The sequence below is a fragment of the Haloferax larsenii genome, assembly GCF_024730625.1.
Taxonomy (GTDB): Archaea; Halobacteriota; Halobacteria; order Halobacteriales; family Haloferacaceae; genus Haloferax; species Haloferax larsenii.
Map to the genome: position 1 here is coordinate 979,323 of NZ_CP078063.1, position 23,187 is coordinate 1,002,509.

27 protein-coding genes are annotated in these 23,187 nt (G+C 64.4%); 7 read left to right on the plus strand and 20 right to left on the minus strand.

All coding sequences use genetic code 11. The features are described 5' to 3' along the window. Positions 1 to 3 precede the first annotated feature (3 nt). A complete protein-coding gene (locus KU306_RS05000; RefSeq protein WP_258303069.1) occupies positions 4 to 900 on the plus strand; it encodes a ketopantoate reductase family protein in 897 nt (298 codons plus the stop codon). Between the two features lie 18 nt (positions 901 to 918). Here the strand turns inward: KU306_RS05000 and KU306_RS05005 are convergent, their stop codons facing one another. The 3 genes from KU306_RS05005 to KU306_RS05015 all read right to left on the minus strand — a co-directional run bounded on the left by KU306_RS05005 (position 919) and on the right by KU306_RS05015 (position 3,275). Then, complete coding sequence (locus KU306_RS05005; protein ID WP_258303070.1) at positions 919 to 2,460, minus strand: sulfatase; 1,542 nt, start codon at positions 2,458 to 2,460, stop codon at positions 919 to 921. Between the two features lie 88 nt (positions 2,461 to 2,548). After that, complete coding sequence (locus tag KU306_RS05010; RefSeq protein ID WP_007544066.1) at positions 2,549 to 2,914, minus strand: NifU family protein; 366 nt, start codon at positions 2,912 to 2,914, stop codon at positions 2,549 to 2,551. Between the two features lie 43 nt (positions 2,915 to 2,957). Beyond that, positions 2,958 to 3,275 (minus strand): DUF5783 family protein, encoded by a 318-nt coding sequence (locus KU306_RS05015; RefSeq protein ID WP_007544068.1) that lies wholly within the window; start codon positions 3,273 to 3,275, stop codon positions 2,958 to 2,960. 217 nt (positions 3,276 to 3,492) lie between these two features. On the opposite strand from KU306_RS05015, the gene KU306_RS05020 reads away from it, so the two are divergent. Then, on the plus strand, positions 3,493 to 3,969 hold the full coding sequence (locus tag KU306_RS05020) for a DoxX family protein (protein ID WP_258303071.1): 477 nt from the start codon (positions 3,493 to 3,495) through the stop codon (positions 3,967 to 3,969). 171 nt (positions 3,970 to 4,140) lie between these two features. On the opposite strand, the gene KU306_RS05025 is transcribed toward KU306_RS05020, so the two are convergent. After that, positions 4,141 to 4,362 (minus strand): DUF7557 family protein, encoded by a 222-nt coding sequence (locus tag KU306_RS05025; protein WP_007544074.1) that lies wholly within the window; start codon positions 4,360 to 4,362, stop codon positions 4,141 to 4,143. A 275-nt stretch (positions 4,363 to 4,637) separates the two neighbouring features. Between KU306_RS05025 and ppk2 the strand changes: the two genes are divergently transcribed. Beyond that, entirely contained in the window at positions 4,638 to 5,468 is an 831-nt protein-coding gene (ppk2, locus tag KU306_RS05030) for a polyphosphate kinase 2 (protein ID WP_258303072.1), read from the plus strand. Between the two features lie 20 nt (positions 5,469 to 5,488). Here ppk2 and recJ read toward each other — a convergent pair whose 3' ends face one another. The 5 genes from recJ to hemC all read right to left on the minus strand — a co-directional run bounded on the left by recJ (position 5,489) and on the right by hemC (position 10,985). Next, the gene (gene recJ / locus KU306_RS05035) at positions 5,489 to 6,907 is read right to left on the minus strand and encodes a RecJ family nuclease (RefSeq protein ID WP_258303073.1); all 1,419 of its coding nucleotides are present in this window, start codon (positions 6,905 to 6,907) and stop codon (positions 5,489 to 5,491) included. Between the two features lie 170 nt (positions 6,908 to 7,077). Beyond that, positions 7,078 to 8,286 carry an MFS transporter gene (locus tag KU306_RS05040; RefSeq protein WP_258303074.1) on the minus strand — a complete coding sequence of 403 codons (1,209 nt, stop codon included), beginning with the start codon at positions 8,284 to 8,286 and terminating at the stop codon, positions 7,078 to 7,080. Beyond that, complete coding sequence (locus KU306_RS05045) at positions 8,283 to 9,026, minus strand: uroporphyrinogen-III synthase (RefSeq protein WP_258303075.1); 744 nt, start codon at positions 9,024 to 9,026, stop codon at positions 8,283 to 8,285. The genes KU306_RS05040 and KU306_RS05045 overlap by 4 nt, the downstream gene beginning before the upstream one ends. Then, positions 9,023 to 9,886 carry a uroporphyrinogen-III C-methyltransferase gene (gene cobA, locus KU306_RS05050; RefSeq protein ID WP_258303076.1) on the minus strand — a complete coding sequence of 288 codons (864 nt, stop codon included), beginning with the start codon at positions 9,884 to 9,886 and terminating at the stop codon, positions 9,023 to 9,025. Before cobA ends, KU306_RS05045 begins: the two co-directional genes overlap by 4 nt. Before the next feature lies 1 nt (position 9,887). After that, positions 9,888 to 10,985, minus strand: coding sequence for a hydroxymethylbilane synthase (gene hemC, locus KU306_RS05055; RefSeq protein WP_258303077.1), 1,098 nt, complete (start codon positions 10,983 to 10,985; stop codon positions 9,888 to 9,890). A gap of 88 nt (positions 10,986 to 11,073) precedes the next feature. Between hemC and KU306_RS05060 the strand changes: the two genes are divergently transcribed. Beyond that, positions 11,074 to 11,559: a hypothetical protein gene (locus tag KU306_RS05060; RefSeq protein WP_258303078.1), complete on the plus strand. Its 486-nt coding sequence runs from the start codon at positions 11,074 to 11,076 to the stop codon at positions 11,557 to 11,559. Positions 11,560 to 11,578: 19 nt separating this feature from the next. On the opposite strand, the gene hemL is transcribed toward KU306_RS05060, so the two are convergent. The 7 genes from hemL to hemB form a co-directional block, all read right to left on the minus strand. Beyond that, positions 11,579 to 12,916 (minus strand): glutamate-1-semialdehyde 2,1-aminomutase, encoded by a 1,338-nt coding sequence (gene hemL / locus KU306_RS05065; RefSeq protein WP_007544087.1) that lies wholly within the window; start codon positions 12,914 to 12,916, stop codon positions 11,579 to 11,581. 32 nt (positions 12,917 to 12,948) lie between these two features. Beyond that, on the minus strand, positions 12,949 to 13,689 hold the full coding sequence (locus KU306_RS05070; RefSeq protein WP_007544088.1) for a CPBP family intramembrane glutamic endopeptidase: 741 nt from the start codon (positions 13,687 to 13,689) through the stop codon (positions 12,949 to 12,951). A 69-nt stretch (positions 13,690 to 13,758) separates the two neighbouring features. Then, complete coding sequence (glnK1, locus tag KU306_RS05075; RefSeq protein ID WP_258303079.1) at positions 13,759 to 14,127, minus strand: nitrogen regulatory protein GlnK1; 369 nt, start codon at positions 14,125 to 14,127, stop codon at positions 13,759 to 13,761. Between the two features lie 3 nt (positions 14,128 to 14,130). Next, positions 14,131 to 15,498, minus strand: a complete 1,368-nt coding sequence (locus tag KU306_RS05080) for an ammonium transporter (RefSeq protein WP_258303080.1) — start codon at positions 15,496 to 15,498, stop codon at positions 14,131 to 14,133. 372 nt (positions 15,499 to 15,870) lie between these two features. Further along, on the minus strand, positions 15,871 to 16,230 hold the full coding sequence (gene glnK1, locus KU306_RS05085; protein ID WP_309138741.1) for a nitrogen regulatory protein GlnK1: 360 nt from the start codon (positions 16,228 to 16,230) through the stop codon (positions 15,871 to 15,873). Beyond that, positions 16,227 to 17,615 carry an ammonium transporter gene (locus KU306_RS05090; protein ID WP_258303081.1) on the minus strand — a complete coding sequence of 463 codons (1,389 nt, stop codon included), beginning with the start codon at positions 17,613 to 17,615 and terminating at the stop codon, positions 16,227 to 16,229. Before KU306_RS05090 ends, glnK1 (KU306_RS05085) begins: the two co-directional genes overlap by 4 nt. A 392-nt stretch (positions 17,616 to 18,007) precedes the next feature. Next, on the minus strand, positions 18,008 to 19,000 hold the full coding sequence (hemB, locus tag KU306_RS05095; RefSeq protein ID WP_258303082.1) for a porphobilinogen synthase: 993 nt from the start codon (positions 18,998 to 19,000) through the stop codon (positions 18,008 to 18,010). A 94-nt stretch (positions 19,001 to 19,094) separates the two neighbouring features. Here hemB and KU306_RS05100 point away from each other — a divergent pair, with 94 nt between their 5' ends. Then, positions 19,095 to 19,607 (plus strand): DedA family protein, encoded by a 513-nt coding sequence (locus tag KU306_RS05100; protein ID WP_007544092.1) that lies wholly within the window; start codon positions 19,095 to 19,097, stop codon positions 19,605 to 19,607. 79 nt (positions 19,608 to 19,686) lie between these two features. Here KU306_RS05100 and KU306_RS05105 read toward each other — a convergent pair whose 3' ends face one another. Together KU306_RS05105 and KU306_RS05110 are read right to left on the minus strand one after the other, a co-directional pair. Continuing rightward, positions 19,687 to 19,851 carry a DUF6757 family protein gene (locus KU306_RS05105; RefSeq protein WP_007544093.1) on the minus strand — a complete coding sequence of 55 codons (165 nt, stop codon included), beginning with the start codon at positions 19,849 to 19,851 and terminating at the stop codon, positions 19,687 to 19,689. A 74-nt stretch (positions 19,852 to 19,925) separates the two neighbouring features. After that, positions 19,926 to 20,720: a PHP domain-containing protein gene (locus KU306_RS05110; protein ID WP_258303083.1), complete on the minus strand. Its 795-nt coding sequence runs from the start codon at positions 20,718 to 20,720 to the stop codon at positions 19,926 to 19,928. Between the two features lie 132 nt (positions 20,721 to 20,852). Here KU306_RS05110 and KU306_RS05115 point away from each other — a divergent pair, with 132 nt between their 5' ends. After that, positions 20,853 to 21,137, plus strand: a complete 285-nt coding sequence (locus KU306_RS05115) for a DUF5789 family protein (RefSeq protein WP_007544095.1) — start codon at positions 20,853 to 20,855, stop codon at positions 21,135 to 21,137. Here the strand turns inward: KU306_RS05115 and KU306_RS05120 are convergent, their stop codons facing one another. Further along, on the minus strand, positions 21,138 to 22,142 hold the full coding sequence (locus KU306_RS05120) for a DUF5784 family protein (RefSeq protein ID WP_007544096.1): 1,005 nt from the start codon (positions 22,140 to 22,142) through the stop codon (positions 21,138 to 21,140). Positions 22,143 to 22,259: 117 nt separating this feature from the next. On the opposite strand from KU306_RS05120, the gene KU306_RS05125 reads away from it, so the two are divergent. Beyond that, complete coding sequence (locus tag KU306_RS05125) at positions 22,260 to 22,433, plus strand: DUF5786 family protein (protein WP_169317611.1); 174 nt, start codon at positions 22,260 to 22,262, stop codon at positions 22,431 to 22,433. Positions 22,434 to 22,459: 26 nt separating this feature from the next. Here KU306_RS05125 and KU306_RS05130 read toward each other — a convergent pair whose 3' ends face one another. Further along, the gene (locus tag KU306_RS05130) at positions 22,460 to 23,158 is read right to left on the minus strand and encodes a DUF7530 family protein (RefSeq protein WP_007544099.1); all 699 of its coding nucleotides are present in this window, start codon (positions 23,156 to 23,158) and stop codon (positions 22,460 to 22,462) included. Positions 23,159 to 23,187: the final 29 nt, after the last annotated feature.

The window sequence follows — 23,187 nt, forward strand, 5'->3', positions numbered from 1 at the left end:
GCCATGCGTATCCTCGTCTTCGGCGCGGGCAGTCTCGGAACGCTCGTCGGCGGCTTGCTCGCATCGGTCCACGACGTGACGCTCGTCGCCCGTGACCCCCACGCCTCGCGGGTCGCCGAGGCCGGTCTCGACGTCGTCGGCGCTGAATCTCGGCGTGTCTCCCCGAACGCGACGACAGTCCAGACGGGCCACGACGCGGACCTCGCCTTGGTGACCGTCAAATCGTTCGACACGGCCGCCGCAACCGAGTCACTCACCGAGTGCGACGTTGACGCCGTCCTCTCACTGCAAAACGGATTGACCGAGGAAACCCTCGAATCAGCCCTTGAAGCGCCCGTTCTGGCCGGAACCGCGACGTACGGCGCGCGCCTCGTCGACCCGGGTCGCGTGGAGTGTACCGGAATCGGCCGCGTCGTTCTCGGCGCGCTCGATGGCGGACCCTTCCCGCTCGCAGAACGCGTCGGCAAGGCGTTCCGCGACGCCGATATCAACACGCTCGTCGCCGCAGACATGCCACGGCGTCGCTGGGAGAAACTCGCCGTCAACGCGGGTATCAACGCAGTCACCGCGCTCGCGCGGGTCGAAAACGGTGCGCTCGACAGCGACGAAGCCCACGACGTTGCTCATCGGGCCGCCCGCGAGACGGCCCGCGTCGCTCGGTTAGAGGGCGTTGGCTTGCCCAACCGTGTCGCGCGCGACGCTATCGACCGGGTCGTGGAGAAGACCGCTGCGAACCGTTCGTCGATGCTGCAAGACGTTGACGCGGGCAAGCGAACCGAAGTCGATGCCATCAACGGGGCGGTGGTCGATAGTGCCGCCCGCCACAACTTCGAAGTGCCGACGAACCGGACGCTCACGGCGCTCTTGCGGGCGTGGGAACGGGGAGAAGGGCTTCGGTAGGACGGAACCGAGGGGTCGCTATTCGAGGTAGCCGAGGTCGCGCAGGCGCTCTTGTGCTTCGTCGTCCATCTGGTCGACCGAGTCGTCCGACACGTCGGTATCCAGCGCGTCGGTCCACGCGCCGCCGATTTCGTCTTCGAATTCCGCGAGCGCGGCTTCGGTCTCGCGGATGGCTTCGTCGTCCGAGTCGGCGAGGTTCTCCAGCTCGTCGGGGTCGGTGTCGAGACGGAACGCCTCGTCTTCGATACGGTCGATACGGGTGTATTTGGCGTCAGTGCGCCGTGCGGACCGCATCCGCGAGTAGAACCGAGTGTTCTCGCCGAGGACGATGTTCGCGCTCGCGGCCTTCTCTTCGAGTTGCTTGAGTTCGACCACGGGACGCGAGTATTCGACGAACGCGTACTCGCCGTCACGGAGTTGGCCGGGGTCGTCGTTCGTCGCCTTGGCGAAGTCGCGGTAGTCCGCCGAGAGGAGCGACCGCGTCCGGTCGAGGGCGACAGCTTCGTCGCCGGGACTCGCGGGTTCGCCGCCCTCGACGCCGAGCGAGTCGAGTACCGTGTGGTAGAGGTCCACCAGTTCGACTTGGTCCTCGCGTCGGTCCGCACCGAGCTTCGGGTGCTTGACCATGAGCGGGACGTTGATGAGCGGGTCGTAGAGGCAGAATTCGTGGCCGTAGAGACCGTGTTCGCCGTGCAGTTCGCCGTGGTCTGCACAGACGACGACCATGGTGTCGTCCCACTGGTCGGTCTCTTTCAGGTGGTCGAACAGGCGGGTGAGTTGGTCGTCGATGTGGGCGATTTCGGCGTCGTAGAGGCCGCGGATGTCCTCCCACTCATCGTCCTCGATTTCGTAGGCCCCGGCGTTGTACTCCTTTGAGTTTTGGCACACCTCCGAGGAATCGACACCCGGTGCGAACTCGTCGGCGTACTCCTCCGGCGGGTGGTACGGGAGGTGTGCGTCCATCAGGTTGATGAAGGCGAAGAACTCCTCGGAGTCGTCGATGAAGTCGATGGTCTGGTCGATGACGGTGGGCGTCTTCGAGTCGGCACCCTCGCCACCCGCGAGATACTCGTGGGCGGTGTTGCCGAGGCTGACGAGTTTGTCGGCGAGCGCGCGGAGGGTGTCGCTGTCGTTCATCGTCTTCCAGGCCTTCGCCAGTGGCCCGGAGAGGAAGTCGCCCGGCATGACTTCGAAGAAGTTGTCCTGTTCGTCGAAGCCGTCGGTCAGGTGCGTGTAGGGCGTAATCCAGGCGTTCGAGGAGTAACAGGCGGTGTCGTACCCGGCGGCCGAGAGCGTCTCGGCCAGGGTGGTCGCGCCTTCGAGATAGGGGTTTTCTTGGTCGGCACCGTGTTGACTCGGGTACATCCCGGTGAACAACGACGCGTGGACTGGCAGCGTCCACGGCGCGGGCGCGACGGCCTGCTCGAAGACGGTCGCCTCCTCGGCGAACTGATCGAGTCCCGGCGTCGTCGGTCGGTCGTACCCGTACGGGGTGAGGTGGTCCTTTCGGACCGTGTCCATGACGACGAAGAGGACGTTCTCGGGCGACTCGGCGGTCATACCCCACGGTGGGGCGTAGTCGCCGATAAAACTCCTGTTCTCGGATGCGCGTCAGTCGAACGACACGCTAGAACCGAACTGTGACCGCTTAGAAGGGCGCCTGCGGGCCTTGGTCGTCTTCGCGGTCTTCGGTGGTGTCGCCGGGGAACGACGGGCTGCCGCCGCGGCTCTCGCCACCCATGCCGTCTCCGTCCATACCGGTGTCGGCGTGGACTTCGTTGATTTCGGGAATCTCCTTGACCATTCGCGTCTTGATGGCCTGGATGGTCATCGGGGAGATGCCACAGCCGGAGCAGGCACCGCCGAGGAGAATCGTGACTTCGCCCGACTCGCGGTCGAGGTCACGAATGGCTGCGCTGCCGCCGTGCATCTGGATTTGCGGGAAGTTGCGGCGGAGGAAATTAACGACACGCTCTTTGAGGTCGTCCTCGCCGTCCTGCGTCTCCGTGCTCATGGGCGCGGCTTCGGGGTGAACGGGCTTAGGCCTTTGGTTCGGGTTAGGCTTCGACGCCGAAGACGCGGTGCAGTTCTGCCTCGATTTCGTCGATATAGCGTTCGAGAACGGCATCGAGCTTGTCGTCGTCGACGACGACGGCAGTGAGCCGCTCGGTGGGGTTTTCCGGGAGTTCGACGACGAAGTCGCCGTCCTCGTAGAAGGGCTCGGACTCGTTGAGAATCTGCTGGTCGATGCCGTGGATGAGCGTCGAGTCGAACTCGTCGTTCATCGTCTCGAAGGCGTTTTTGTACGCACGCTGGAGCTGAGGGAAGTAGTGGACGTATTTGTCTTCGAACTTCTCGGGGTCGAAGTCGCTCATACCAGTGCTTTCCGGTTGCAAGCAAAAAATCGGACGATTGGCCGGTGCACACTCCGCTCGCGCGGATAGTGTTCTCGAACGATGTGTTGAAACGCACAATAATGTTGCAAATATTATATTAATCTTCTAACCAATTGTGGTGTTGGGATGGAGGTACCTCCTACCGAAACAGACAGTTCGCAGAATCGCTCGACAGCCAGTGAGGTGCGGTAACACTATGCCTCGCCACTCCTCGTCTGAGACGGTCATCCAGTGGGCCTCGGTGCTCGTTCGGCTCGCCCTCGCGATTCCCATGCTCATCTCCGGTGTTGGGAAGGTCTTTGCAGTCGGCCCGAAAGCCATGGGAATCTCGAATTTTGCAGGGTTCTTGGCGAACCTCGGAGTTCCACTGCCGACTGTGGTCGCTTGGGGCGTCGGCCTCGTCGAACTCCTCGGCGGGCTCCTGTTGCTGGTCGGATTGCTCGTCCGCGTCGCGGGTGCGTTGGTCGCCATCGTCATGTTCGCTGCGACGGTGCTCGTCCACCTCCCGAACGGATACCCCGCTTCGGATGGTGGCGTCGAATTGACGCTCACGCTGTGTCTGGTCGCTCTCGTCGTCGTGTTGATTGGACCAGGTGCGCTCTCGCTCGAACGCGCACTGTTCGACGATGAGTTGCTCACGTCGAGTTCGCAGCACTCGATGCAGGCGGACTGAACTCCGTGTTCCCTTTTTGATGGCCGCCAACGCTGGAGAGCGATTGCCGTCGTCGAATCTCGCCTCAACCCCGTTTCGTATAGCGTCTATCCATTCATCTCTGTCGGCTGGCGGCAGAGCGATTCCACTCAGCGAACGCTTCAGATGTAGGAAATCGAGCGACGCGGTGCGTCACTCGACGAGTGGGCTGTCCACGCGTGCCGCGAGAAGCTCGCTCGCGACGTGGATAGACACCAACTCGTTGATTAGCTCGTCTAGCGACTCGTCCTCCTCGCACAGCGCGTCGAGTCGCTCGACGGTTCGACGGTTCAGTTCCACCGTCTCTGTCTCTACCTCCGGTTCGTAACCGACCGGGTACTCGTATTCGAACCTGTTCGATTTTGCTGTCGCCATCGGCGTCCCCCCGACCGACCGGCACGGCCGGTACCGTGTCATACACAAGCATCCAATATGAGGATTTCGCGGATTTCGGTGGATACGAACGAGAATCTGCGGTTATTCCGGATTCTGAGATAGTCGGCAAATCAGCATCGATAAATTTCATGTCGCGATATCGAATGTGGGTCGGCATGCGAATTGGCGTCCGAATTGGGAACCGTACAGACAGCGTGTCGTCGAGGAACCGAGCGAGCCACCTGTTATTTGTTAACTGAATACACACTCTGTGTATGGCGACCGACTCGGACCTGTACACTGACGACGGGGTTCTGAAGAAGAAACACTACAAGCGCGAGTTACACCGGCTACAAGAAGAGTTGGTCAAACTCCAGTACTGGATAAAGGAAAACGACCTCCGGGTCTGTGTCGTCTTCGAGGGGCGCGACGCCGCGGGTAAAGGCGGCGTCATCAAGCGAATCACTCGACGGCTCAACCCGCGGGTCGCGCGCGTCGTCGCACTCGGAACGCCCACCGACCGCGAGCAGGGACAGTGGTACTTCCAGCGCTACGTCGAGCAGTTACCGACTGAAGGTGAGATGGTGCTTTTCGACCGGAGTTGGTACAACCGCGCAGGCGTCGAGCGCGTGATGGAATTCTGTACCGACGAGGAGTACGAGGAGTTCCTCCGAACCTGCCCGGAGTTCGAGCGAATGCTCGTCCGGTCGGGAACGATTCTCATCAAGTACTGGTTCTCCATCAGCGACGACGAACAGGAACGCCGCTTCCAGAAGCGCTCCGACGACCCGAAACGGCGCTGGAAACTGAGTCCGATGGACCTCGAAGCGCGCTCGAAGTGGGTCGAGTACTCGAAGGCGAAAGACGAGATGTTCGAACACACCGACATCGACGAGGCCCCGTGGCACGTCGTCCACGCCGACGTGAAACGCCACGCGCGACTGAACTGCATCTCGCACCTGCTGGACCAAATCGACTACGAGGACCTCACGCCCGACCCTATCGAACTCCCGCCCAGACAGGACGACACCGGATACGAACGCCCGCCAATCGACAGTCAAAACTGGGTGCCGGCGAGGTTCGGAGCGAACCCGGTTGAGGAGTGAGCAGTCCGCGTTTCGTGATGCTACGCTAACTGTTCACCGACGATACGGTCCGCTTCGGCGATGAACTCTTCGACGGTGCCCTTCGGAATCGTCGCGCCCGCAGCGACGTCGTGGCCGCCGCCGTCGCCGCCGACTGCGCGGGACGCCTCACGCATGACCGCCGAGAGGTCGAGGCCCTTTCGGACCATCACGTACGACCCGCGCGAGGAGACTTTCACTTCGCCGTCGTCCTTCTCGGCGAACGCGAGGACGGGAATCCCCGAACGCGTCGCGTCGGTACCGACGGACATTCCGGCGACGATGCCGACGATTGTCTCGCGAATCGCGTCGCCCGCGTCGAACCACTGGAGGTTCTCCTCGACCGTCACGCCGTGGTCTTTCACCCAGTTGAGTCCGTTCGAGAGATTTTTGCGGTGGTTCTGGAGGAGTCGGCGCGCTCGGTCGAGGGCGCGGTTGCGGTCGCCGAGACAGACCGCGAGACCCACGTCCGCGCGGTCGTACCGGGCTGTCGCGTTCAACACGGTCGAGAACTCGCTCACGTCGCGGAGTTCGGTCCCTTCGGCTTCCTGCGTCAGGACGTAGGTCGTCCCCACGAGGTCGTCGATGCGTCTGGCGGGGACGCCGCTGGCGATGGCCCGGCGCATCAGGGCACTGGCGAGCGTCTGTCGCTCGTCGCCTGTGAGGTCGACCCAGCGCTTCCACTCGCCGTCGTCGTCGCGGCAGGGCACGTCGAGTTCGGTCAGGAACTCGATGGCTCCCGCTTGGTCGTTCGAGATACCGGGAATGCGAACGTCGGTCGCGTATTCGAGGAGTTTGGGAAGCGGTCGCGTCTGGCGGCCGTAGATGAGGAGGTCGGTCCCCTCGTCGACGACGCCGGCTTCGATGCCTTCCTCGACGATGCCTTCGTTCGCGCCGTGGAGGCCGCCGTCGGAGTCCTGCATGTCGCCGACTGCGCCGACGACGGCGAGCGCCGCGAGGTCGCGGTTATCGCCGCCCTCGGGTTCGAGCGCTCGCGCGAGGACGTAACTCGCGCCCGCACCGGAGAGTTCGGTCGCGCCGTCGATACCGAACCGGAGAGGGTTGAGATGGTGTTCCGTCTCGACCCCCTCGGCCGGTTGGTGGTGGTCGGCGATGACCGGGTGGAAGTCGCCTGCGGTCTCGTGCTCGGCGATGATGTCGAGTTGGCCGCTCCCGAAGTCGGTGAAGAGAACCGTGTCGTAGTCGGTCGCGGCGATGTCGGCGACCGACGACGCGTCGAGTTGGCGACAGAACACCGTCTCGAACGGAATCCCGGCGCGTTCGAGCCCGGTCGAGGCGATACCGGCGCTGGTCAACCCGTCGGCGTCGATGTGCGAAGCGAGAAGCACGCTGTCGGCGTCGCGGAGGCGGTCTGCACACGCCGTGGCGTGGGTCGTGAGGTCGGGGACGGGTCCGTCCATCAGTTCGATACTCTCGTCGTCACCGGCATAAACGCTGGCTGTTCGTGGTTGGTGCGGTGGCTGGTAGGATAGTTGGTGCGGTGGTTGGTGTGGCGGGCATGCTGTGACGAGGTGGTCCCGTCTCGGTACAAAAACCTGCGGAGTAAATGGGTGGACGGCGGTGTGTTGGTTCAGAGCCGTCGCGTCACGACGAAGAGCAACACGGCCGCGGCGACAGTCAACACCGTGACCATCGCCCAGCCAGCGCCGTAGCCAGAGAACTCGACGAGCGCGCCGAAAAGCGGTGGGGCAACGAGCCCACCGGCGTTGATGGCAGTCTGGCCGCCAGCGGTCGCCGCGCCGATGTCGTCGTCGTCGACGACGCTGCTCAGACAGGAGTAGAAGACGCCCGTCGAGCCGTGAATCGTGAGCCCGAGCGCGACGAAGACACCGAGTGTGAGCACCAGCGACCCGCCGGACCCGGCGAGCAGAGCGAAGAGTGCGGTCGCACCCGTAAGCTGGACGAGCGCCACAGTCGCCGCCCCGCGTGCGCCGCCGAGTCGGTCGGCGAGGCTCCCTGCGCCGATGCGGCCGACGCTGCCCGTGACTTGTGTCGCCGCGAGGACGATACCCGCCATCGACGCGCTCGCGCCGACAACGTCCTCGACGTAGAGAATGGTGTACCCGAGCATCGAGTAGATAGACGCGCCGACGAAGAGCCCCGCCGCGACGAGCGCGACGTAGGTTCGGTTGCTCCCGAGTCCGGCGAGTTCCGGCGGTTCGAGGCGGCCCGTCCCGTCGGTCCCCTGGTAGCTGACGGCGAACACGAGTGCGTACCCGACCGCGACGACGGCGATGAGCCAGAAACCGACCTGCCACGCCGCGAACGCCGCGATGCCGGTGACGATGAGCGACGACGCGCCGCTCCCGGCGGTGACGCCGACTTGCTTGAGTCCCATCGCGAGGTTCTTGCTTCCGGCGGGTGCCGCGGCGACGATACCTCGATTCGACGCGGGCATCGCCGTGGAGTAGGCCGCCCCGAGGAGGGCGACCGCTCCCAACAGAAGTGCGTACGACCCGGTCGCTGGCGTCGCCGAGACGACGACGAGCGCGACAGCGAGTGCGAGCAACCCGCCGAGCATCACTGGTTTCTCGCCGAAGCCATCGACGGCGGCACCGCTCGGGAACAGCGCGACGGTGTAGCCGAGCAGTCCGGCGGTCAGGAAGAGGCCCACCAGCGACTCCGAGATGGAAAACGCCTCGCGGACGAACCCCGTGGCGGCAAAGAGCGTGTAGTAACAGAGACTCGCTGCGGTCTGCCATCCGGCGACTGCGCCGACGGTCCGCCACGACCCACTCTGTGACGGGCGCGTCTCCGCACCTCCGGTGTCGCCGCTCACTCGTGGTACGTCGGCGCGGTCGTCTCGACCACGTCGCAGGCGAGGGCGTCGAACGTCGCCTCGTCGGGGACGATATCGACCTCGATACCGTGTGATTCTGCCGTTTCGCGCGTCGGCGGGCCGATAGCACCGACGATTGCGTCGTTCAGCCCGGCGATAGTTTCGTCACGGATGCCGCGGTCTGCGGCGGCGTCGAGGAAGTGCTCGACCGTCAGCGACGAGGTGAACAGCGCGGCGTCGAGGTCGCCGTCGGCCGCCATGACTGCCGACCCGCCCGAGCCTTCGGGGCGCACGAGCCGATAGAGAATCGTCTCGTGAACGTCGGCACCAGCGTCTCGAAGTCCGTCGAGGAGGACCTGACTCCCGTGGTCGCTGCGGGCGACTTCGACCGTCGCGCCCGCAACGTCGTCTGCGAGGTACTCGACGAGTCCGGCGGAGGTGTACTCCTCGGGGACGTGTGCGACCTCCCAGCCGGCGTCTCGCGCGGCACCGGCGGTCGTCGGGCCGATACAGCACAGCGTCGAATCGCCCGGATTCCACCCGTCGGCCGCGAGGAGTTCGACGCCGGTCTTACTCGTGAGGACGACGAACTCGGCGTCTTCGGGTGTTGCGCCCGTCGGCTCGACAGCCAGCATCGGGTCGGCGACCGGTGTCGCACCGAGCGAGTCGAGGAGTTCGACGGCGTCCGCGAGGCGGTCGTCGTCGGGGCGGAAGACGGCAGCACGAACTTGCTGGGTCATTCGCTCGACTCCTCGCTCGCGTTCGACTTTGGTGTGTCGCTCGCGGCCGTCTCGGCCAGCGCGTCGATGCCGCCGTCGCGGAGGAACGACTTCACGCGGTCACGAACACCCGCGACCTCTCCGACGACGGTGATAGCCGGCGGTTCGATGTCGGCCTCGTCGCGCACGTCCACGATGGTGTCGAGGGTGCCCGTGGCGACGCGCATCTCCGGCCACGTCGCGCGCTCGATGAGCGCGACGGGCGTCTCGGGGTCCATCCCGGCGTCTCGGAGTTCGCTCGTGTACAACGGGAGTTTGCCGACGCCCATGAGGACGACGAGCGTGCCGCCGGTCGCCGCCAGCGCCTCCCAGTCGACCGCCGACTCGTCTTTCGTCGGGTCTTCGTGACCCGTAACGAACGAGACAGACGAGACGTAATCGCGGTGCGTGACCGGGATACCGGCAGAACCGGGGCCGCCCACGGCGGAGGTGATGCCGGGGACGATATCGAACGGAATCCCGTTCTCTGCGAGGTGTTCCATCTCCTCGCCGCCGCGGCCGAAGACGAACGGGTCGCCGCCTTTCAGGCGAACCACGTCGTTTCCGTCGCGCGCGAGTTCGACCATCCGAGCGTTGGTGTACTCCTGTGGCGTCCACTCGCCATCGGCGCGCTTGCCCACGTCTTCGCGCTTGTCGGCCGGAATCATCCCGAGAATCTCCGGGCCGGGGAGCTTGTCGTGGAGCACCACGTCCGCCTCGTCGATGAGGCGCGCGGCCTTCATCGTCAGTAGTTCCGGGTCGCCCGGGCCGCTGCCGACGAGGTGGACCGTCCCGACTGATTCGGCGTCCGGGTCGTCGGTGCCGCGTTCTGCCCCTGTCATCTCACTCGTCCTCGGCGTCCGCGCTCGCTTCCTCGATAAGCTGTCCAGCGCCGCGCTCTCGGAGGTCGGCGGCGAAGTCGCGGGCGGCGGTGGCGTGGTTTCCAATCGGCAGGTCGCGGGCCGTCTTGATGGCCTCGGAGCCGTCGGTCGCGAGGACGTGCACGTCCACGTGGACGTGCTTGCCTTGGACGAGCGCGTGGATGCCGACCGGTGCGATACAGCCGCCACCGAGTTCCGCGAGAATCGTTCGCTCGACCGTCGTCTCGACGCGCGTTCGCGCGTGGTCCAGTTTGTCGTGAACGAGGTCGATAATCTCCTCGTCGGACGCCGTCACGGCGATAGCCCCCTGTCCGGGGGCGGGCACGAAGTCCGAGCGAGGGAGTCGCGCGTAGGAGACTTTGTCCAGCAGTCCGCTTCGCTTGAGTCCCGCTTCGGCGAGGACGATAGCGTCGTACTCGGTGTCGACCTTGCGCTCCATCGCCTGGCGTTCGAGTTCCGAGAGGCTGTCGAACCACTCGTCGACGCGCTGGTCGAACTCGCCGTCGTGGTCGGTCTTCCCGTGTTTGCCCTGCCGGTCTTTGTCGTCTTCGACGCGCTGTTCGTGTTCGCGCTGGAGGTGCGTCGCCAGCAACTTCTCGACGCGGGTGTCCACGTTCCCTCGGAGTGGCTCGACTTCGAGGTCGTCGCGATAGTTGAGCAGTTGCGCCTGCCGCCGGAGCGACGAGGTGCCGACGACTGCGCCCTCCGGCAGGTCGTCGATGTCGTGGCCCTCACGCGTCACGAGCACGTCACCGGCGGGCGCGCGCTCGGGAACGCCCGCGACGACGAGGCCGTTCGGCTTCTCGGTCGGCATGTCCTTCATCGAGTGGACCGCGGCGTCCACTTCACCGTCGAGGACACGCTCGTCGAGTGCACGGACGAACGCCCCCGTCTTGCCCAGTCGGTGGATGAGTGTGTCCTGAATCTTGTCCCCCTCGGTCTCGACTTCGACGAGCTCCACGTCGAGTCGCCGACTCGCGAGCGCGTCCTGTACGCTCGCCGCCTGTGTGCGCGCGAGCGCCGACCCTCGCGTCGCGAGGCGAAGCGTCCGATTAGTCATACGCTGTTGTCTGCGTCCCGCGTTGAAAAGCCCTCCAGTTCGCGCCCGGCACGCCGGGGTGTGACGTGTCGAACGAAGGGAAAAACGAATGACCGCCGCCTGCGACGACTCCGGCATGCCCTCCCGCGACGATTCAGGTTCCTCCCATGGCGACTCCGGCACGTCCTCCCGCGGCGACTCCGACACCTCTCTGTTCGGTTCGCTGCTCCAGCAGGTCGGCGATGTCGTCGTCGTCGTACTCTTCCTGTCCGGATTGACCGCAGTCGTCGGCCCACTGGACCTACTCGTCTCGTCGCTCGGCGTTGCCCTTCCGCACTTCTCCGGGCTCATCGCCGCGGGTATCGTCGGGGTCGGTATCGTCCTCGTTCGCCCGCTTCGCCTCCGCCTCGTCGTTCGCGTCTGGGTCGTCGGCCTCGTCACGACGGTCGTCTCGACGACGCTTCTCGTCTTCTTCCAACTGGAAGGCAACACCGCTGGGATTGCCCTCGCGTGGGCTCTCGGCGTCGGCCTCGGTCTCGTGCTGGCCTACCCGCCGTTTTGGAAACGGGCGGAATCACGGTTACGAGCCGATTGAAAAACAGTGTGGCGGTCGGTTACAGCGCCTCTTTGTACGCTTCCAGCGTCTCTTCGATGTCTTCGTCCGTGTGCGCGTAGGAGACGAACTGGCCTTCGAACTGGTTCGCACTGAGGAACACGCCTTGGTCTTTCATCTCCTGCCAGAAGACGCGCTCCCAGCGGTCGGTTTCGGCTTTCGCCACGTCAGCGCCGGTCTTCGGGCAGTAGTCGTAGTTCGGACACGCCTCGTGTTGCGTACAGCCGTCTTTGCACGCGTCGGCGCGGTCGGGCGCGCCGTGGCGCGTGAACACCGTCTTGAACATCGAGTCGGTGCCGACGACCGTGTACTCGGGTGCCTGGTCTTCGAGGATGTCGGTGATACCGCGGCGGAGCTTCTCCCCGAGGCGGTTGACGTGGTCGTACACGTCGTTTTCGGCGGCGTACTTCAGGTATTCGTGGCCCGCGGCCATCGTGACCGGGTGGCCCGAGAAGGTGCCGGACTGGAACACGTCGCCGCCGGGAGTGAACTGCTCGATGAGGTCGGCTCGGCCGCCGATTGCGCCGACGGGGAACCCGCCGCCGATAATCTTCCCGAACGTCGTGAGGTCGGGCGTGATGCCGAACTTACCCTGCGCGCACTGGAGACCGCCGACGCGGAAGCCAGTGATGACCTCGTCGAAGATGAGGAGCGCGCCGTGTTCGTCCGTGAGGTCGCGGAGCGTCTGCAGGTAGCCGTCGACGGGGTGGACGATTGCGGTGTTGCCGAGGATTGGCTCGGTCAGGACCGCCGCGATGTCCTCGCCGTGTTCTTCGAACACCTCGTGGGCCGTCTCGGGGTCGTTGAACGGGACGGGAATCGTGTGTTCGGCGAACGACGAGGGAATACCGGGCGAACTCGGGGACGCACCGTCGGGGCCGCCCTCGACGAGCGTGCTCTCCTGTGCGCCGTGGTAGCCGCCTTGCATGACGACGATTTTGTCGCGGCCGGTGGCCGCGCGGGCGAGTCGCACTGCCGAGACGGTCGCTTCGGTCCCGGAGTTGACGAAGCGAATCATCTCGACCGAGGGGACGTGTCGCGCGACGAACTCGGCGTGTTCGACTTCGATTTCGGTCGGTGCGCCGTACATCGGCCCGGCCGCGGCGTGCTTCTGGACGGCGGCCTGAACAGGCTCGGGGGCGTCGTGGCCGTAGAGAAGCGGCCCGTAGCCCATCACGTAGTCGATGTAGCGGTTTCCGTCGGCGTCGATGACGTGTGCGCCGTCACCGCGCTCGACGAAGAACGGATACGGCTTCGTGGCCCGAACCGAGGAGTTCACACCGCCAGCGAGGACTGAGAGCGCACGGTCGTACAGCCCGCGTGACTCGTCGTGGTTCATACGCGGCGGTTCGAACGCTCGGGGGAAAGAGCTTACTGGCTCGACTCGTCGTTCCGGGACGCCGTCCCGTCAGCGGATTCGGCGGTGTCACCGACGCCTCCGGCACCTGACGAATCGGTCGCAATCGCTCCTGCCAACAGGAGACTCGCCACGTTGTTCAGCGAGTGAATCGCCATCAACGCGACCACGTCGCGGACGATGAGGTACAGGACCGTCGTCAAGAGCGCCGGAACCGCGATTCGAGCCACTGCGCCGCGATTCCAGCCGACTGCGTGGCCGAGGGTGAACGCCACGAACGAGATGCCACCGGCGAGAAGCGGGTTCCCGGTGAATTCGAGCAATCGCTCGATTGCGTAGCCGTGGAACAGCGCCTCCTCGGTGACGCCAGCGGTCACGGCCACGAAAATTCGTTGGCGACGCGACAGCGACGTCAACTGCGACATCTCGCCTTCGAGTCCGCCGATGCCGAAGTGGTTGAACAGCGGTGTCGTCACCGCGCTCGCCGTGAACAAGACGATAGTGCCGGTGACGACGATAATCGCGAACGAACCGGGGTCGAACGAGCGCCCCGTCATCGACGACAGCGGCCGCCCCTCGACGAAGACGACGTACCCGCACAAGACGGCCAAAAGCAGCCACTTGACCGCGTCGCTGGCGAGGAGGTCGCGTCGCGTGTCAGGTGGCGACGCGCGATACCGGGAGACGACGAGACCCGCAATCGGCATCCCGGCGAGCGCGATAGCGAGCCCTCCAAGGAGTTCGACGCTCAGCACGACGGCACACCGTTCATCGTCCGGTCGCTTGGGGCCGAGTAAAAAAACGGTTTCGCGTGGGGGCGCGAATCAGACTGCGTCGCGGCCGGTCTTTCCGGTGCGGACCTGTAGTGCGCCCTCGACGGGGAGGATGAACACCTTTCCGTCGCCTTTCTCGCCGGTGTGGGCCGCATCGGCGATGGCGTTCGCCACGTCTTCGGCCGGGACGTCGGCGACGACGCACTCGATTTTGACCTTCTGATGGAGGTCGACTGTGTACTCTTCGCCGCGCCACTGGCTTTTCTTGGCGGGTTGCGAGCCGCGGCCCGAGACGTTCGTGACGGTCAGTGAAGGGGCACCGACTTCGGCGAGCGCGGTCTTCACGTCAGCGAGTTTGTCGGGTCGGATGACGGCCATGACGAGTTTGATGTCGCCGTCGTTCGGTAGTGAGTCACTCATGTGTTATTCCTCCTCCCGCGTCGTCATGAACCCATCTGCGGGTGGGAAGCCGGACCCATCGGCGCGGATGCCGGTGTCGGCGTCTGGCGACCCGAACTCGGGATAGGTGTCGACGCCGTGTTCCGCCGTGTCGAGCCCTTCGCGCTCGTGGTCCGCAGAGACGCGGGCCTGTCCGAGGGCACGGAAGGCACCGAAGACGCCGGCTGTGACGGCGAACGTCCAGACAGCGATGACGCCGACGCCGACGACCTGCGGGATTGCCAGCGAGACGACCGAGGCACCGCTGTGCCAGACGGGGACGGCGAACACCGGGTACAGAAGCGTCCCGAGCACACCGGCAGACCCGTGGACCGGAAAGACCGCACACACGTCGTCGATGTGGAGGCGCTTCTCGATGAATTCGAACACGAGCGGGAGCTGCGCGCCAGCGAGGAGGCCGACGACCAGTGCGCCCGGCCAGACGATGTCGTCGGCGATGGCGGTGACGCCGACGAGGCCGGCGAGAACACCGTTTGCGACGTAGAGGGTGTCGACCTTGCCGGTCTTGTAGAAGGCGACGCCACCCGCGCCGAGCGCCCCGGCAGCCATGCCGAGGGTGGTCACGAGGGCGACACGACCCACGTAGGCGAAGGAGCCGAGGGTCACTGCGCCGTCCGAGTACGCGAGGGGTGCAGCGGCGGTGCCGACGTTGAAGCCGTACCAGCCGAACGCGAGGATGAGCGTCCCGAGAACGGCGAACGTGATGGAGTGACCGGGGATGACGTTCGCGCTGCCGTCTGGCTTGAAGCGGTTCATGCGCGGGCCGATAATCCACGCGGCGGTGAGGCCGGCGATGCCGCCCATCCCGTGGACAATCATGCCGCCAGCGAAGTCGTGGAAGCCGAGGTTACTGAGGAAGCCGCCGGCCCACGTGAAGCCGACGACGACGGGGTAAATGACGCCCGCGATGAGGACAGTGTAGGTCAGGTAGGCACGGAGGCGTGCGCGACCGGCCACGGCACCGGAGACGATGGTCGCGGCGGTCATGGCGAAGACAGCCCCGAAGAGCCAATCGACCCATGCGGTCGTCGCCGAGGCGTCGGGCGCGTAGAGTCCCATGAAGGCGTCTGTGACGGTCGTCGCGGGGCCGCCGGTGAGGGAGGCGACGATTGCCGAGACGGCCGCACCGAGCAGGAAGAACACGATGACGCCGATACTCCACGTGAGCAAGTTCTTCGTCAACTGGTTGGCGACGTTCTTGGCGCGAACCTGCCCGGCTTCGAGCATGGCGAAGCCGGCGTGCATGAAGAAGATGAGAAAGGTGACCGTGAGGACCCACACGAGGTTGACGCCCTCGACGACGGTGGCGAGGTCGGTCTGCAATGGAATCATACGGACCCTCTGATTGGCGATACGTTCTCGAATTTGAATGGACAGTCGTTCATGTTGGTGCTCGATTCACGACCGTTTGTCTCGTGAATCACGAAAGAATGTATCCACATACGAGTACATAATAATTGGTGTTGACAATTGTCTATATTTGGCGTAGTCACGACACGATTGTCTGGTTTACAAGTGGATATGGAGTATATAAGGACGTAAACTCGGTGAAGAGTGGACAAATGTTGCCAGACAATTCGACGCATGTAGTGTCAGAAAATTGTTTGATTACACAACGAAATCGAGGGACCAGTCGGTCGGTGCACAGCAGCACGCCAACCCAGTCAGAAAAGAGCGCTGTCAGAGGCGGTCGGATGCGACTCCTTAGACTGCTGGACCACCTACTTTCCCGGTACGGACCTGCACCGCGTTCTCGACGGGGAGGACGAATATCTTCCCGTCGCCTTTCTCGCCGGTGTGGGCCGCGTCGGCAATCGCTTCGACGACCTCGTCAGCGGGGATGTCGGCGACGACGCACTCGATTTTGACCTTCTGGTGGAGGTCAATCGTGTACTCTTCGCCGCGCCACTGGCCCTTCTTCGAGGGTTGTGACCCGCGACCCGAGACGTTCGTGACGGTCAGTGAGGGAGCTCCGACTTCGGCGAGCGCGGTCTTCACGTCGGCGAGTTTGTCGGGCCGGATGATGGCCATGACGAGTTTGATGTCGTCCGATTCGTCGCTCATTGGTCTTCACCTCCGTTCTCCGTCGTGTTCTCGGTGATAGTGACACCGCCGTCGGTCGCAGTCGCCTTCGCGGGCGTGCCGAGTCCGCGGTCCGGACCGGAGTCGCCGACGAACTCGGGGTAGACCGAGACGCCGTGCTCGCCGATATCGAGGCCTTCGAGCTCTTCTTCTTCCGAGACGCGGAGGCCAAAGATGACATCAGTGAGCGCAAAGACGGCGGCGGAGGCGGCGATGGTCCACAGGGCGATGATGCCGACGCCAGCGACCTGCATGACCAGTTGCGTGGCGGAGAAGCCGCCGACCGCGAACACTGGGATGAGTGCCGTGCCGACCGCACCGGCAACACCGTGGACGGCGAAGACGCCACACACGTCGTCTATCTTCAGCGAATCGACCGTCCAGCGGTAGGCGGGCAGGACGATTGCGCCGCCGATTGCGCCGAGGACGAGACCGCCCCACCACGTGACGTGGGGGACAGCGCCCGTGACAGCCACGAGTCCGGCGAGCAAGCCGTTGGCCATCCAGAGGGGGTCGGGCTTACCCTGGTAGCTCGTCGAGACGAGCATCGCGGCAACCGCGCCAGCGCCCATGCCGAGCGTGGTCACGAGTGCGACGCGGCCGAGTGCGGCACCCATGAACTCCAGACCGCCGCTTTCGGTCGTCGCGAGGACGGTCGCCTGCGTGCCGACGTTGAAGCCGTACCAGCCGAACGCGAGGATGAGCGTCCCGAGGACGGCGAGGAGCATCGAGTGGCCGGGAATCGGCTGGCTCTCGCCGTTCTCGTCGAAGCGCCCCTTCCGCGGACCGACCATCTTTGCACCGACGAGGCCGGCGACGCCACCGCACATGTGGACGACGGTCGCACCGGCGAAGTCGAGGTAGCCGACGCCGAGGGCGGCACCGAGGAAGCCGCTTCCGGAGAGGAGGCCGCCGGACCACGTCAGGCCCTGTACGACGGGGTAGATGAATCCCGTGATCGTCGCCGCGAAGACGACGTAGGCACGGAAGTCCATGCGTTCTGCGACTGCACCGGAGACGATGGTCGCGGCGGTCATGGCGAAGACGGCCCCGAAGAGCCAGTCAATCCACGTGCCGGAGTCTCCGATGTAGGAGAACGCGGCGGCCGCGTCGAAGCCACCCGGCGAGGTGAGGCCGCCGACGATAGTCGCCACGCCCGCGCCGACGATGAAGTAGACCAGAACGCCCAGCGCCCAGTCGGTCATGTTCTTCATCAGGACGTTCCCCACGTTCTTGGCGCGAACCTGCCCGGCTTCGAGCAGCGCGAAGCCCGGCTGCATGAAGAAGATGAGGAACGAGACGACCAGCACCCAGACGTAGTTGATACCCTGCGCGACGACCGCCGGGTCGACCTGCAAGGGAATCACGACTGTCCACCTCCAAATTCAATTGGTGGACAAAACGGTTCTTTTTCACCAATTCCGTGTAGATTGTGTTGCTTCATCACGCTTCGGCTTCATGAGGAGGTAGTAAATAAAGAATGGGGTTGAAACTGTCCAATTTGGTGGTGTATAATAAGACGGACAAACAAAATACGGTAGAATACTATGCGTATAAGGTTGTATTTCGTCCAGAACTGAGACAGATGTTCGGCGCTGTGTGGACGAACGTTCAGGAAAATATTGCCACAGACGGCCGATTTCGTCGCGCGCGGCCCGGTCTCACGGGGTCGAGAAGACGGCTTGCGTCTCGGTCTGGCGGGGAGAGACGAAGGGCTCGGGCCTCGGTCCGGTAGGGAGAGGAGAAGGCCGGCGGCCGGTCAGCGACCGGACGATAACTGCTCCGCCACGTGCTCTGCAAAGTACGTGATGATGAGGTCTGCTCCGGCGCGCTTCATCGACAACAGCGACTCGTGGGCCACTTCGTCGAGGTCGAGCCATCCCTTCTCGGCGGCGGCGTGGAGCATCGCGTACTCGCCGGAGACGTTGTAGGCGGCGACCGGGTGGTCCCACGTCTCGCGGATAGCACGGACGATATCGAGATACGGCAGGCCGGGTTTGACCATCAGTACGTCGGCACCCTGTTCGACGTCGAGGGCGACTTCGCGCATCGCTTCGCGGGCGTTGGCGGGGTCCATCTGGTAGTGGCGGCGGTCGCCGAAGGCCGGGGCACCGTCGGCGGCGTCCCGGAAGGGGCCGTAGAAGGCGCTCTCGTACTTCGCGGCGTAGGACATGATTGGCACGTCGCTGTATCCCGCGTCGTCCAGTCCCTCGCGAATCGCTCCGACCATCCCGTCGGTCATCGACGAGGGGGCGACCATGTCGGCACCGGCCGCGGCGTGGGACACCGCCGTCATCGCCAAGAGGTCCAGCGTGGGGTCGTTTTCGACGGTGAGAGTCGGGTCGTCTTCGGCGTGCGATTCCAACACCCCGCAGTGTCCGTGGTCGGTGTACTCACAGAGACACACGTCGGTGATGACGTAGGCGTCGGTCTCGGCGGTGATGCGGCGGACCGCCTCTTGTACGACACCGTCCTTCGCGTACGCGCGCGACCCCTCGGCGTCCTTCGACTCGGGGATACCGAAGACGATGACGGCCTCGACACCCGTCTCTCGGACTTCCGCGACACGCTCGGCCGCCTCCGAAATCGGAACTCGCTCGTGGCCCGGCATCGACTCGATGGGGACGCGCTCGTCGGTCGTCGCGTCCACGAATATCGGTGCGACGAGGTCCGTCGCGTCGAGCGTCGTCTCCGAGACGAGCGGTCGAATCCCGTCTGTCCGAAGTCGTCGCGGGCGGTCGGTGAGGTCCATACGTCGGCTTCGACAGGCGGTGGCAAAACGGCGTCGCTCTCGGTACCGTGTCACACCATAACCGATTTGCCGCACCCCTCACAACCCGAGAGCGATGAGTGCCCCGGTTGCAGAACTTCCGCCCTTCCTTCGCGAACTTCTCGCGTCTGAACTCGCCTTCGTCGTCCTCTTTGCGGTGTTCGTCCTCGAAGGCGCGATGTTACTCTACGTCGCGCCGAGTGAACTGCTCGTCCCCGGTGCGCTGGTGCTGATTGGCCCAGAACACCTCCTTCCCATCCTGGGGATTGCCGTCCTCGGCGCGACAGTCGGCCAGTTCGCGCTCTTTCTCGTCGCCCAGCGCGGCGGTCGCGAGTATCTCCTCTCGCGGTCGTGGTTCCGCATCGACGAGTCCAAAATCGAACGGTTCGACGGCTGGTTCGACCGCTGGGGGCCGCTCGTCGTCCCGGCGAGTAACGCGATGTTGTTCACGCGCGGGATGCTCACCGTTCCGGCGGGGTTCGCCGAGATGTCGCCGCGGCGGTTCCTCGCGCTCTCTGCGCTCGGGACGCTCGTCTTCGAGGGCGTGCTCGCGGCGCTCTACCTGCTCGGTGGCCGAGTTCTCGCGTAGCTCTCTCGACTGTCTGGTCCAAGAAAATGGATGGCTCGAAGGAGGATAGCGGAGGACGTCCGGGGACCGGACTGCGACCTCACTTCGTTCGGTTGATGTCGAGTTTTTCTTTCAGGGCGGCGAGTTCCTCGGATTCGGCGAGTTCCTCGACGCGTTTACGGAAGTGTCGCTCACAGAGGCCGACTTTGATGGAGTCTTTCTCCGCGGCGTATGCGGCCTCGCGGTCGCAGTAGTGACACTGCATACCCCCTCTTCAGACCCGATATGATTTAACTCTACGCCCGCGGCAGACGGTGCAGTTGTCGGTTGAAAAACGAATCAGAGGGCTGAAATCTCGGCCGCGAAGCGCTCGAACTCCGCCGCAGGGAGTCCGGCTTTCCCCAGTGTGTCGTCGTGAGCGTCGCTCCCGCCGGTTTCGAGCAGGTCGTAGGTTTCGATAGCTTCGTCGAGCAGGTCGGTGTCGACCTCGTAGCCGTATGGGTAGTATCGCTCGACTGCGTCGAGGTCGGCACAGAGTTCGAGGGCGAACGCGGGGTCTCGGTAGCGAAACGGGTGGGCGAGGCTCACGACGTCGCACGCCTCCCGGAGAATGTCGACACCGTCGTCGAAGGTCGGGAGCGCACGCGGGACGTAACACGGGCCGTCGGCACCGATGAGGTCGTCGAACGCCCCCTGATAGTCGTAGGGGGCGTCGCTCGCGTCGATAGCGTGAGCGATATGCGGCCGCCCAATCCCGTGGTGGATGTCGATATCGAGGTGTACGCCGGTCGTCTCCTCGACGGCGTCGACGATTTTCCGGGCGCGCTCGACGCGGTCCTGCTGGAGGCGCTCGACTTCGGCGGTGAGAGCGTCTGTCTGTTCGACGCCGTATCCAAGCAGGTCGACGCGGCGGTCCCCGGCGTCGACGCGCAGTTCGATTCCGTGGATGATGGTCACACCCTCGCGTTCGACGACGGGTGCGTCGAGTTGCGGATGGTATCGGTCGTGGTCGGTCACGGCCACGACCTCGACGCCGCCGGCACGTGCTGCGGCCGGGAGCGTATCGAGGGTGAGACGACCGTCCGAGGCGGTCGTATGGAGGTGGAGGTCGGCTACCGGACCGTCGGTGCTCATACGCTGAGGTCCGTGTGGGGGGACAAGAAGCCTTGTGCGCAATCTTCAATTAAGGATGATTAAGGACTGCAAAGTCTCTAATGACGCTCATGGAAAATCATTAAGAATGTGGTCCGGTTTCGTTGGGGTGTAATGCGCCTGAACGGACTCGGCGACGCAATCGATCGCCACGAATACCCGACTAGCTCGACAGACTTCGTCCAACACTACGGGGACGAAGTAATCGAGCTCCAAAACGGCCAGGAGACTGTCGCACAGATTCTGGCACGTCTCGGCGACGAGACGTACACCTGCCCGCAGGACGTGCGGGACTCGCTCTACACTGCAGTCGGGCACGAGGCAATCGGTCGCCGATACTACAGCGACCGCGACCCGAGCCCGCTGGGCGAAGACGGTCCGCAGATGCTCTCCTTCTAACTACGACAGCCACGGGAGGTCCACCGGGACCGACCCCTTCGCGTACCCTTCGACGTCTCCCGACGGCCGGAGTCGAAACACGACTGCGGGCCGGTGACGGACGTCTGGTTTCTCGCCCATGATGGCGGCCCAGTCGTCGTCGGGGAACGACGAACAATCGACGAACAGCGTGACGCCACCGCCGTGTTCGGCGAGTTGGCCCTGACCGCTGGTCTTGGTCTGTGCGGTGTCTCGAATCGCCGCGACCGGATTGCTCACCGACCGTCGATTCGGCGGGAGCGGCCGCGTCACTTCGACGAGTGCCCCGCCCGTGCGGGCGTCGTCGACGCGGAAATCGATGGAGTGGCCGGTCGTCACTTCGATTTCTGGCGTGATGTCGTACCCCGCCTCCGTCAGTAGGTGCGCCACGTCGAACTCGCCCATCGCCGCCGTCATCCGAATTCGGTCGAAGTACTCGGAGGTGCCGAGCTTTCCGGCCATGACTTCCCGGTACTCGTCGAGTGCCCCGGTCGCAAAGAGGCGCTCGTAGAACGACAGCGCCTCCTCGCGTGTCGCGTCGGGGAAGCCCGCCGCGTGGTCGTAGAAGAACTCGCGAGTCGTCTTGCGCCCGTCTTTCGAGAGGAACACCGGGAGAAAGAACCACGAGAGATGCGGGTACGGCTTCAGCCACGGCGACTCCTCGAACAGTTCGTCGATGAGCTCGCGCTGCGCCCACCGGGAAATCGAGAAGGGTGCCTCGTCGAACCCTTCTTTGTCTGTTCGCCACAGCGAACTCGGCGTCTCGGTGTTGCCTAACCAGTAGGCGTGGTCGTCGGTCCACGCGAGAAGGGCGATGTCGCCGTTTTCCATATCGAACCGACGCGCCTCGTAACCGTCGGGTGGGGCGTGCGCTGGCGCACGCATCGTCGCACCGAGATTCGAGTCCAGCGGTTCGAAGACGTCGCGACGAACTCGTGATTCGTCCCAGCGACCGGGCGCAAAGCGAAAGCGGAGGGGGCGTGCCACAGGTGGTGTAGTCTACGGGGAGGTTTTATCTTTTCCCGCCATCCTCTCCGAATCTATCATGATTTTGATTGTCACCGTTAATTATATGTGGGAAGACTTCACACGGTATGATGAACCATGTCAATGGGTGCCTACGACGAAGCAGAACACGAACGCCGCGAACGCATGACGAGTCAAGTCGAACCCGGCACCGACGACGACCGAAACACCTACCGCGGAACGGTCGAGTACGACTCCGGTGACTCGACCGAAGCCCTCCTCGAGCAGTTCAAGCAGATGAAAGGTGACTGATTCACGCACGTTTTTCGGCCGTCGCGTCACCGAACTCGAACGAGCGCCGCTGCGACTCCTGAGACGATAGTCACGGCGACGACGTGTCCACCAACCGCCACGAGAAGTATCGGTTGGTCCTGAAGAAACGGCACGAGGAGCAACTGTGCCGCACCGAACCCGACGTTGAGGAGGTTGACTCGCCCGACAGTCTTCGCAGTCGGGTCGTCGAAGCGGTAGCGGAGGACGCCCCAGAGGCCGACGACCGCTGCCCACCACGACGTGCCGATGCGGTAACAGAGGTCCCAGAGGACGAGCAGCATCAGGTAGACGACCACGACCGGTGGTTCCGTGCCGAACAGCACCGTCACGAGTGGGACTGCAGTCTGCCGCCCGTCGAAGACGAACAGGTGCGTCACGAGCGCGACGAACGCGAGCACCGCTAACACGACTTCGATACTCGACCCGAACAGGAGGCGTCGGTAAGGGCCCGGCACGGCAGCGGCGCGGGTCAACTGCCCCATTCGGAGCATGACGATGCTCCCGACTGCGGCGACGACGACTGCAGCAGTCCCGGCCACTGCCGCGGCCCAGAGGTCGTACACCCACGCGAGAGTGAGGACAGCGACCTCGAAGATAGCGATTTGCAGCGCGATTGCGCCCGCTTCGCTGATGTTGACGCCCGGAAGTGCGCCGACGATGCTCTCGTAGACCCACGTCTCGCCGTACTCCGGGGCGTCGCTCATACGCCTCTGGTTAGGTCCCGTGACTTATC

What these genes read in the sequence shown, in the direction of transcription:
- KU306_RS05000 (WP_258303069.1), top strand. Translation starts at nt 4, where the DNA reads ATGCGTATCCTCGTCTTCGGCGCGGGCAGTCTCGGAACGCTCGTCGGC.
- KU306_RS05005 (WP_258303070.1), bottom strand. Translation starts at nt 2,460, where the DNA reads ATGACCGCCGAGTCGCCCGAGAACGTCCTCTTCGTCGTCATGGACACG.
- KU306_RS05010 (WP_007544066.1), bottom strand. Translation starts at nt 2,914, where the DNA reads ATGAGCACGGAGACGCAGGACGGCGAGGACGACCTCAAAGAGCGTGTC.
- KU306_RS05015 (WP_007544068.1), bottom strand. Translation starts at nt 3,275, where the DNA reads ATGAGCGACTTCGACCCCGAGAAGTTCGAAGACAAATACGTCCACTAC.
- KU306_RS05020 (WP_258303071.1), top strand. Translation starts at nt 3,493, where the DNA reads ATGCCTCGCCACTCCTCGTCTGAGACGGTCATCCAGTGGGCCTCGGTG.
- KU306_RS05025 (WP_007544074.1), bottom strand. Translation starts at nt 4,362, where the DNA reads ATGGCGACAGCAAAATCGAACAGGTTCGAATACGAGTACCCGGTCGGT.
- ppk2 (WP_258303072.1), top strand. Translation starts at nt 4,638, where the DNA reads ATGGCGACCGACTCGGACCTGTACACTGACGACGGGGTTCTGAAGAAG.
- recJ (WP_258303073.1), bottom strand. Translation starts at nt 6,907, where the DNA reads ATGGACGGACCCGTCCCCGACCTCACGACCCACGCCACGGCGTGTGCA.
- KU306_RS05045 (WP_258303075.1), bottom strand. Translation starts at nt 9,026, where the DNA reads ATGACCCAGCAAGTTCGTGCTGCCGTCTTCCGCCCCGACGACGACCGC.
- cobA (WP_258303076.1), bottom strand. Translation starts at nt 9,886, where the DNA reads ATGACAGGGGCAGAACGCGGCACCGACGACCCGGACGCCGAATCAGTC.
- hemC (WP_258303077.1), bottom strand. Translation starts at nt 10,985, where the DNA reads ATGACTAATCGGACGCTTCGCCTCGCGACGCGAGGGTCGGCGCTCGCG.
- KU306_RS05060 (WP_258303078.1), top strand. Translation starts at nt 11,074, where the DNA reads ATGACCGCCGCCTGCGACGACTCCGGCATGCCCTCCCGCGACGATTCA.
- hemL (WP_007544087.1), bottom strand. Translation starts at nt 12,916, where the DNA reads ATGAACCACGACGAGTCACGCGGGCTGTACGACCGTGCGCTCTCAGTC.
- glnK1 (WP_258303079.1), bottom strand. Translation starts at nt 14,127, where the DNA reads ATGAGTGACTCACTACCGAACGACGGCGACATCAAACTCGTCATGGCC.
- KU306_RS05080 (WP_258303080.1), bottom strand. Translation starts at nt 15,498, where the DNA reads ATGATTCCATTGCAGACCGACCTCGCCACCGTCGTCGAGGGCGTCAAC.
- glnK1 (WP_309138741.1), bottom strand. Translation starts at nt 16,230, where the DNA reads ATGAGCGACGAATCGGACGACATCAAACTCGTCATGGCCATCATCCGG.
- hemB (WP_258303082.1), bottom strand. Translation starts at nt 19,000, where the DNA reads ATGGACCTCACCGACCGCCCGCGACGACTTCGGACAGACGGGATTCGA.
- KU306_RS05100 (WP_007544092.1), top strand. Translation starts at nt 19,095, where the DNA reads ATGAGTGCCCCGGTTGCAGAACTTCCGCCCTTCCTTCGCGAACTTCTC.
- KU306_RS05105 (WP_007544093.1), bottom strand. Translation starts at nt 19,851, where the DNA reads ATGCAGTGTCACTACTGCGACCGCGAGGCCGCATACGCCGCGGAGAAA.
- KU306_RS05110 (WP_258303083.1), bottom strand. Translation starts at nt 20,720, where the DNA reads ATGAGCACCGACGGTCCGGTAGCCGACCTCCACCTCCATACGACCGCC.
- KU306_RS05115 (WP_007544095.1), top strand. Translation starts at nt 20,853, where the DNA reads ATGCGCCTGAACGGACTCGGCGACGCAATCGATCGCCACGAATACCCG.
- KU306_RS05125 (WP_169317611.1), top strand. Translation starts at nt 22,260, where the DNA reads ATGTCAATGGGTGCCTACGACGAAGCAGAACACGAACGCCGCGAACGC.
- KU306_RS05130 (WP_007544099.1), bottom strand. Translation starts at nt 23,158, where the DNA reads ATGAGCGACGCCCCGGAGTACGGCGAGACGTGGGTCTACGAGAGCATC.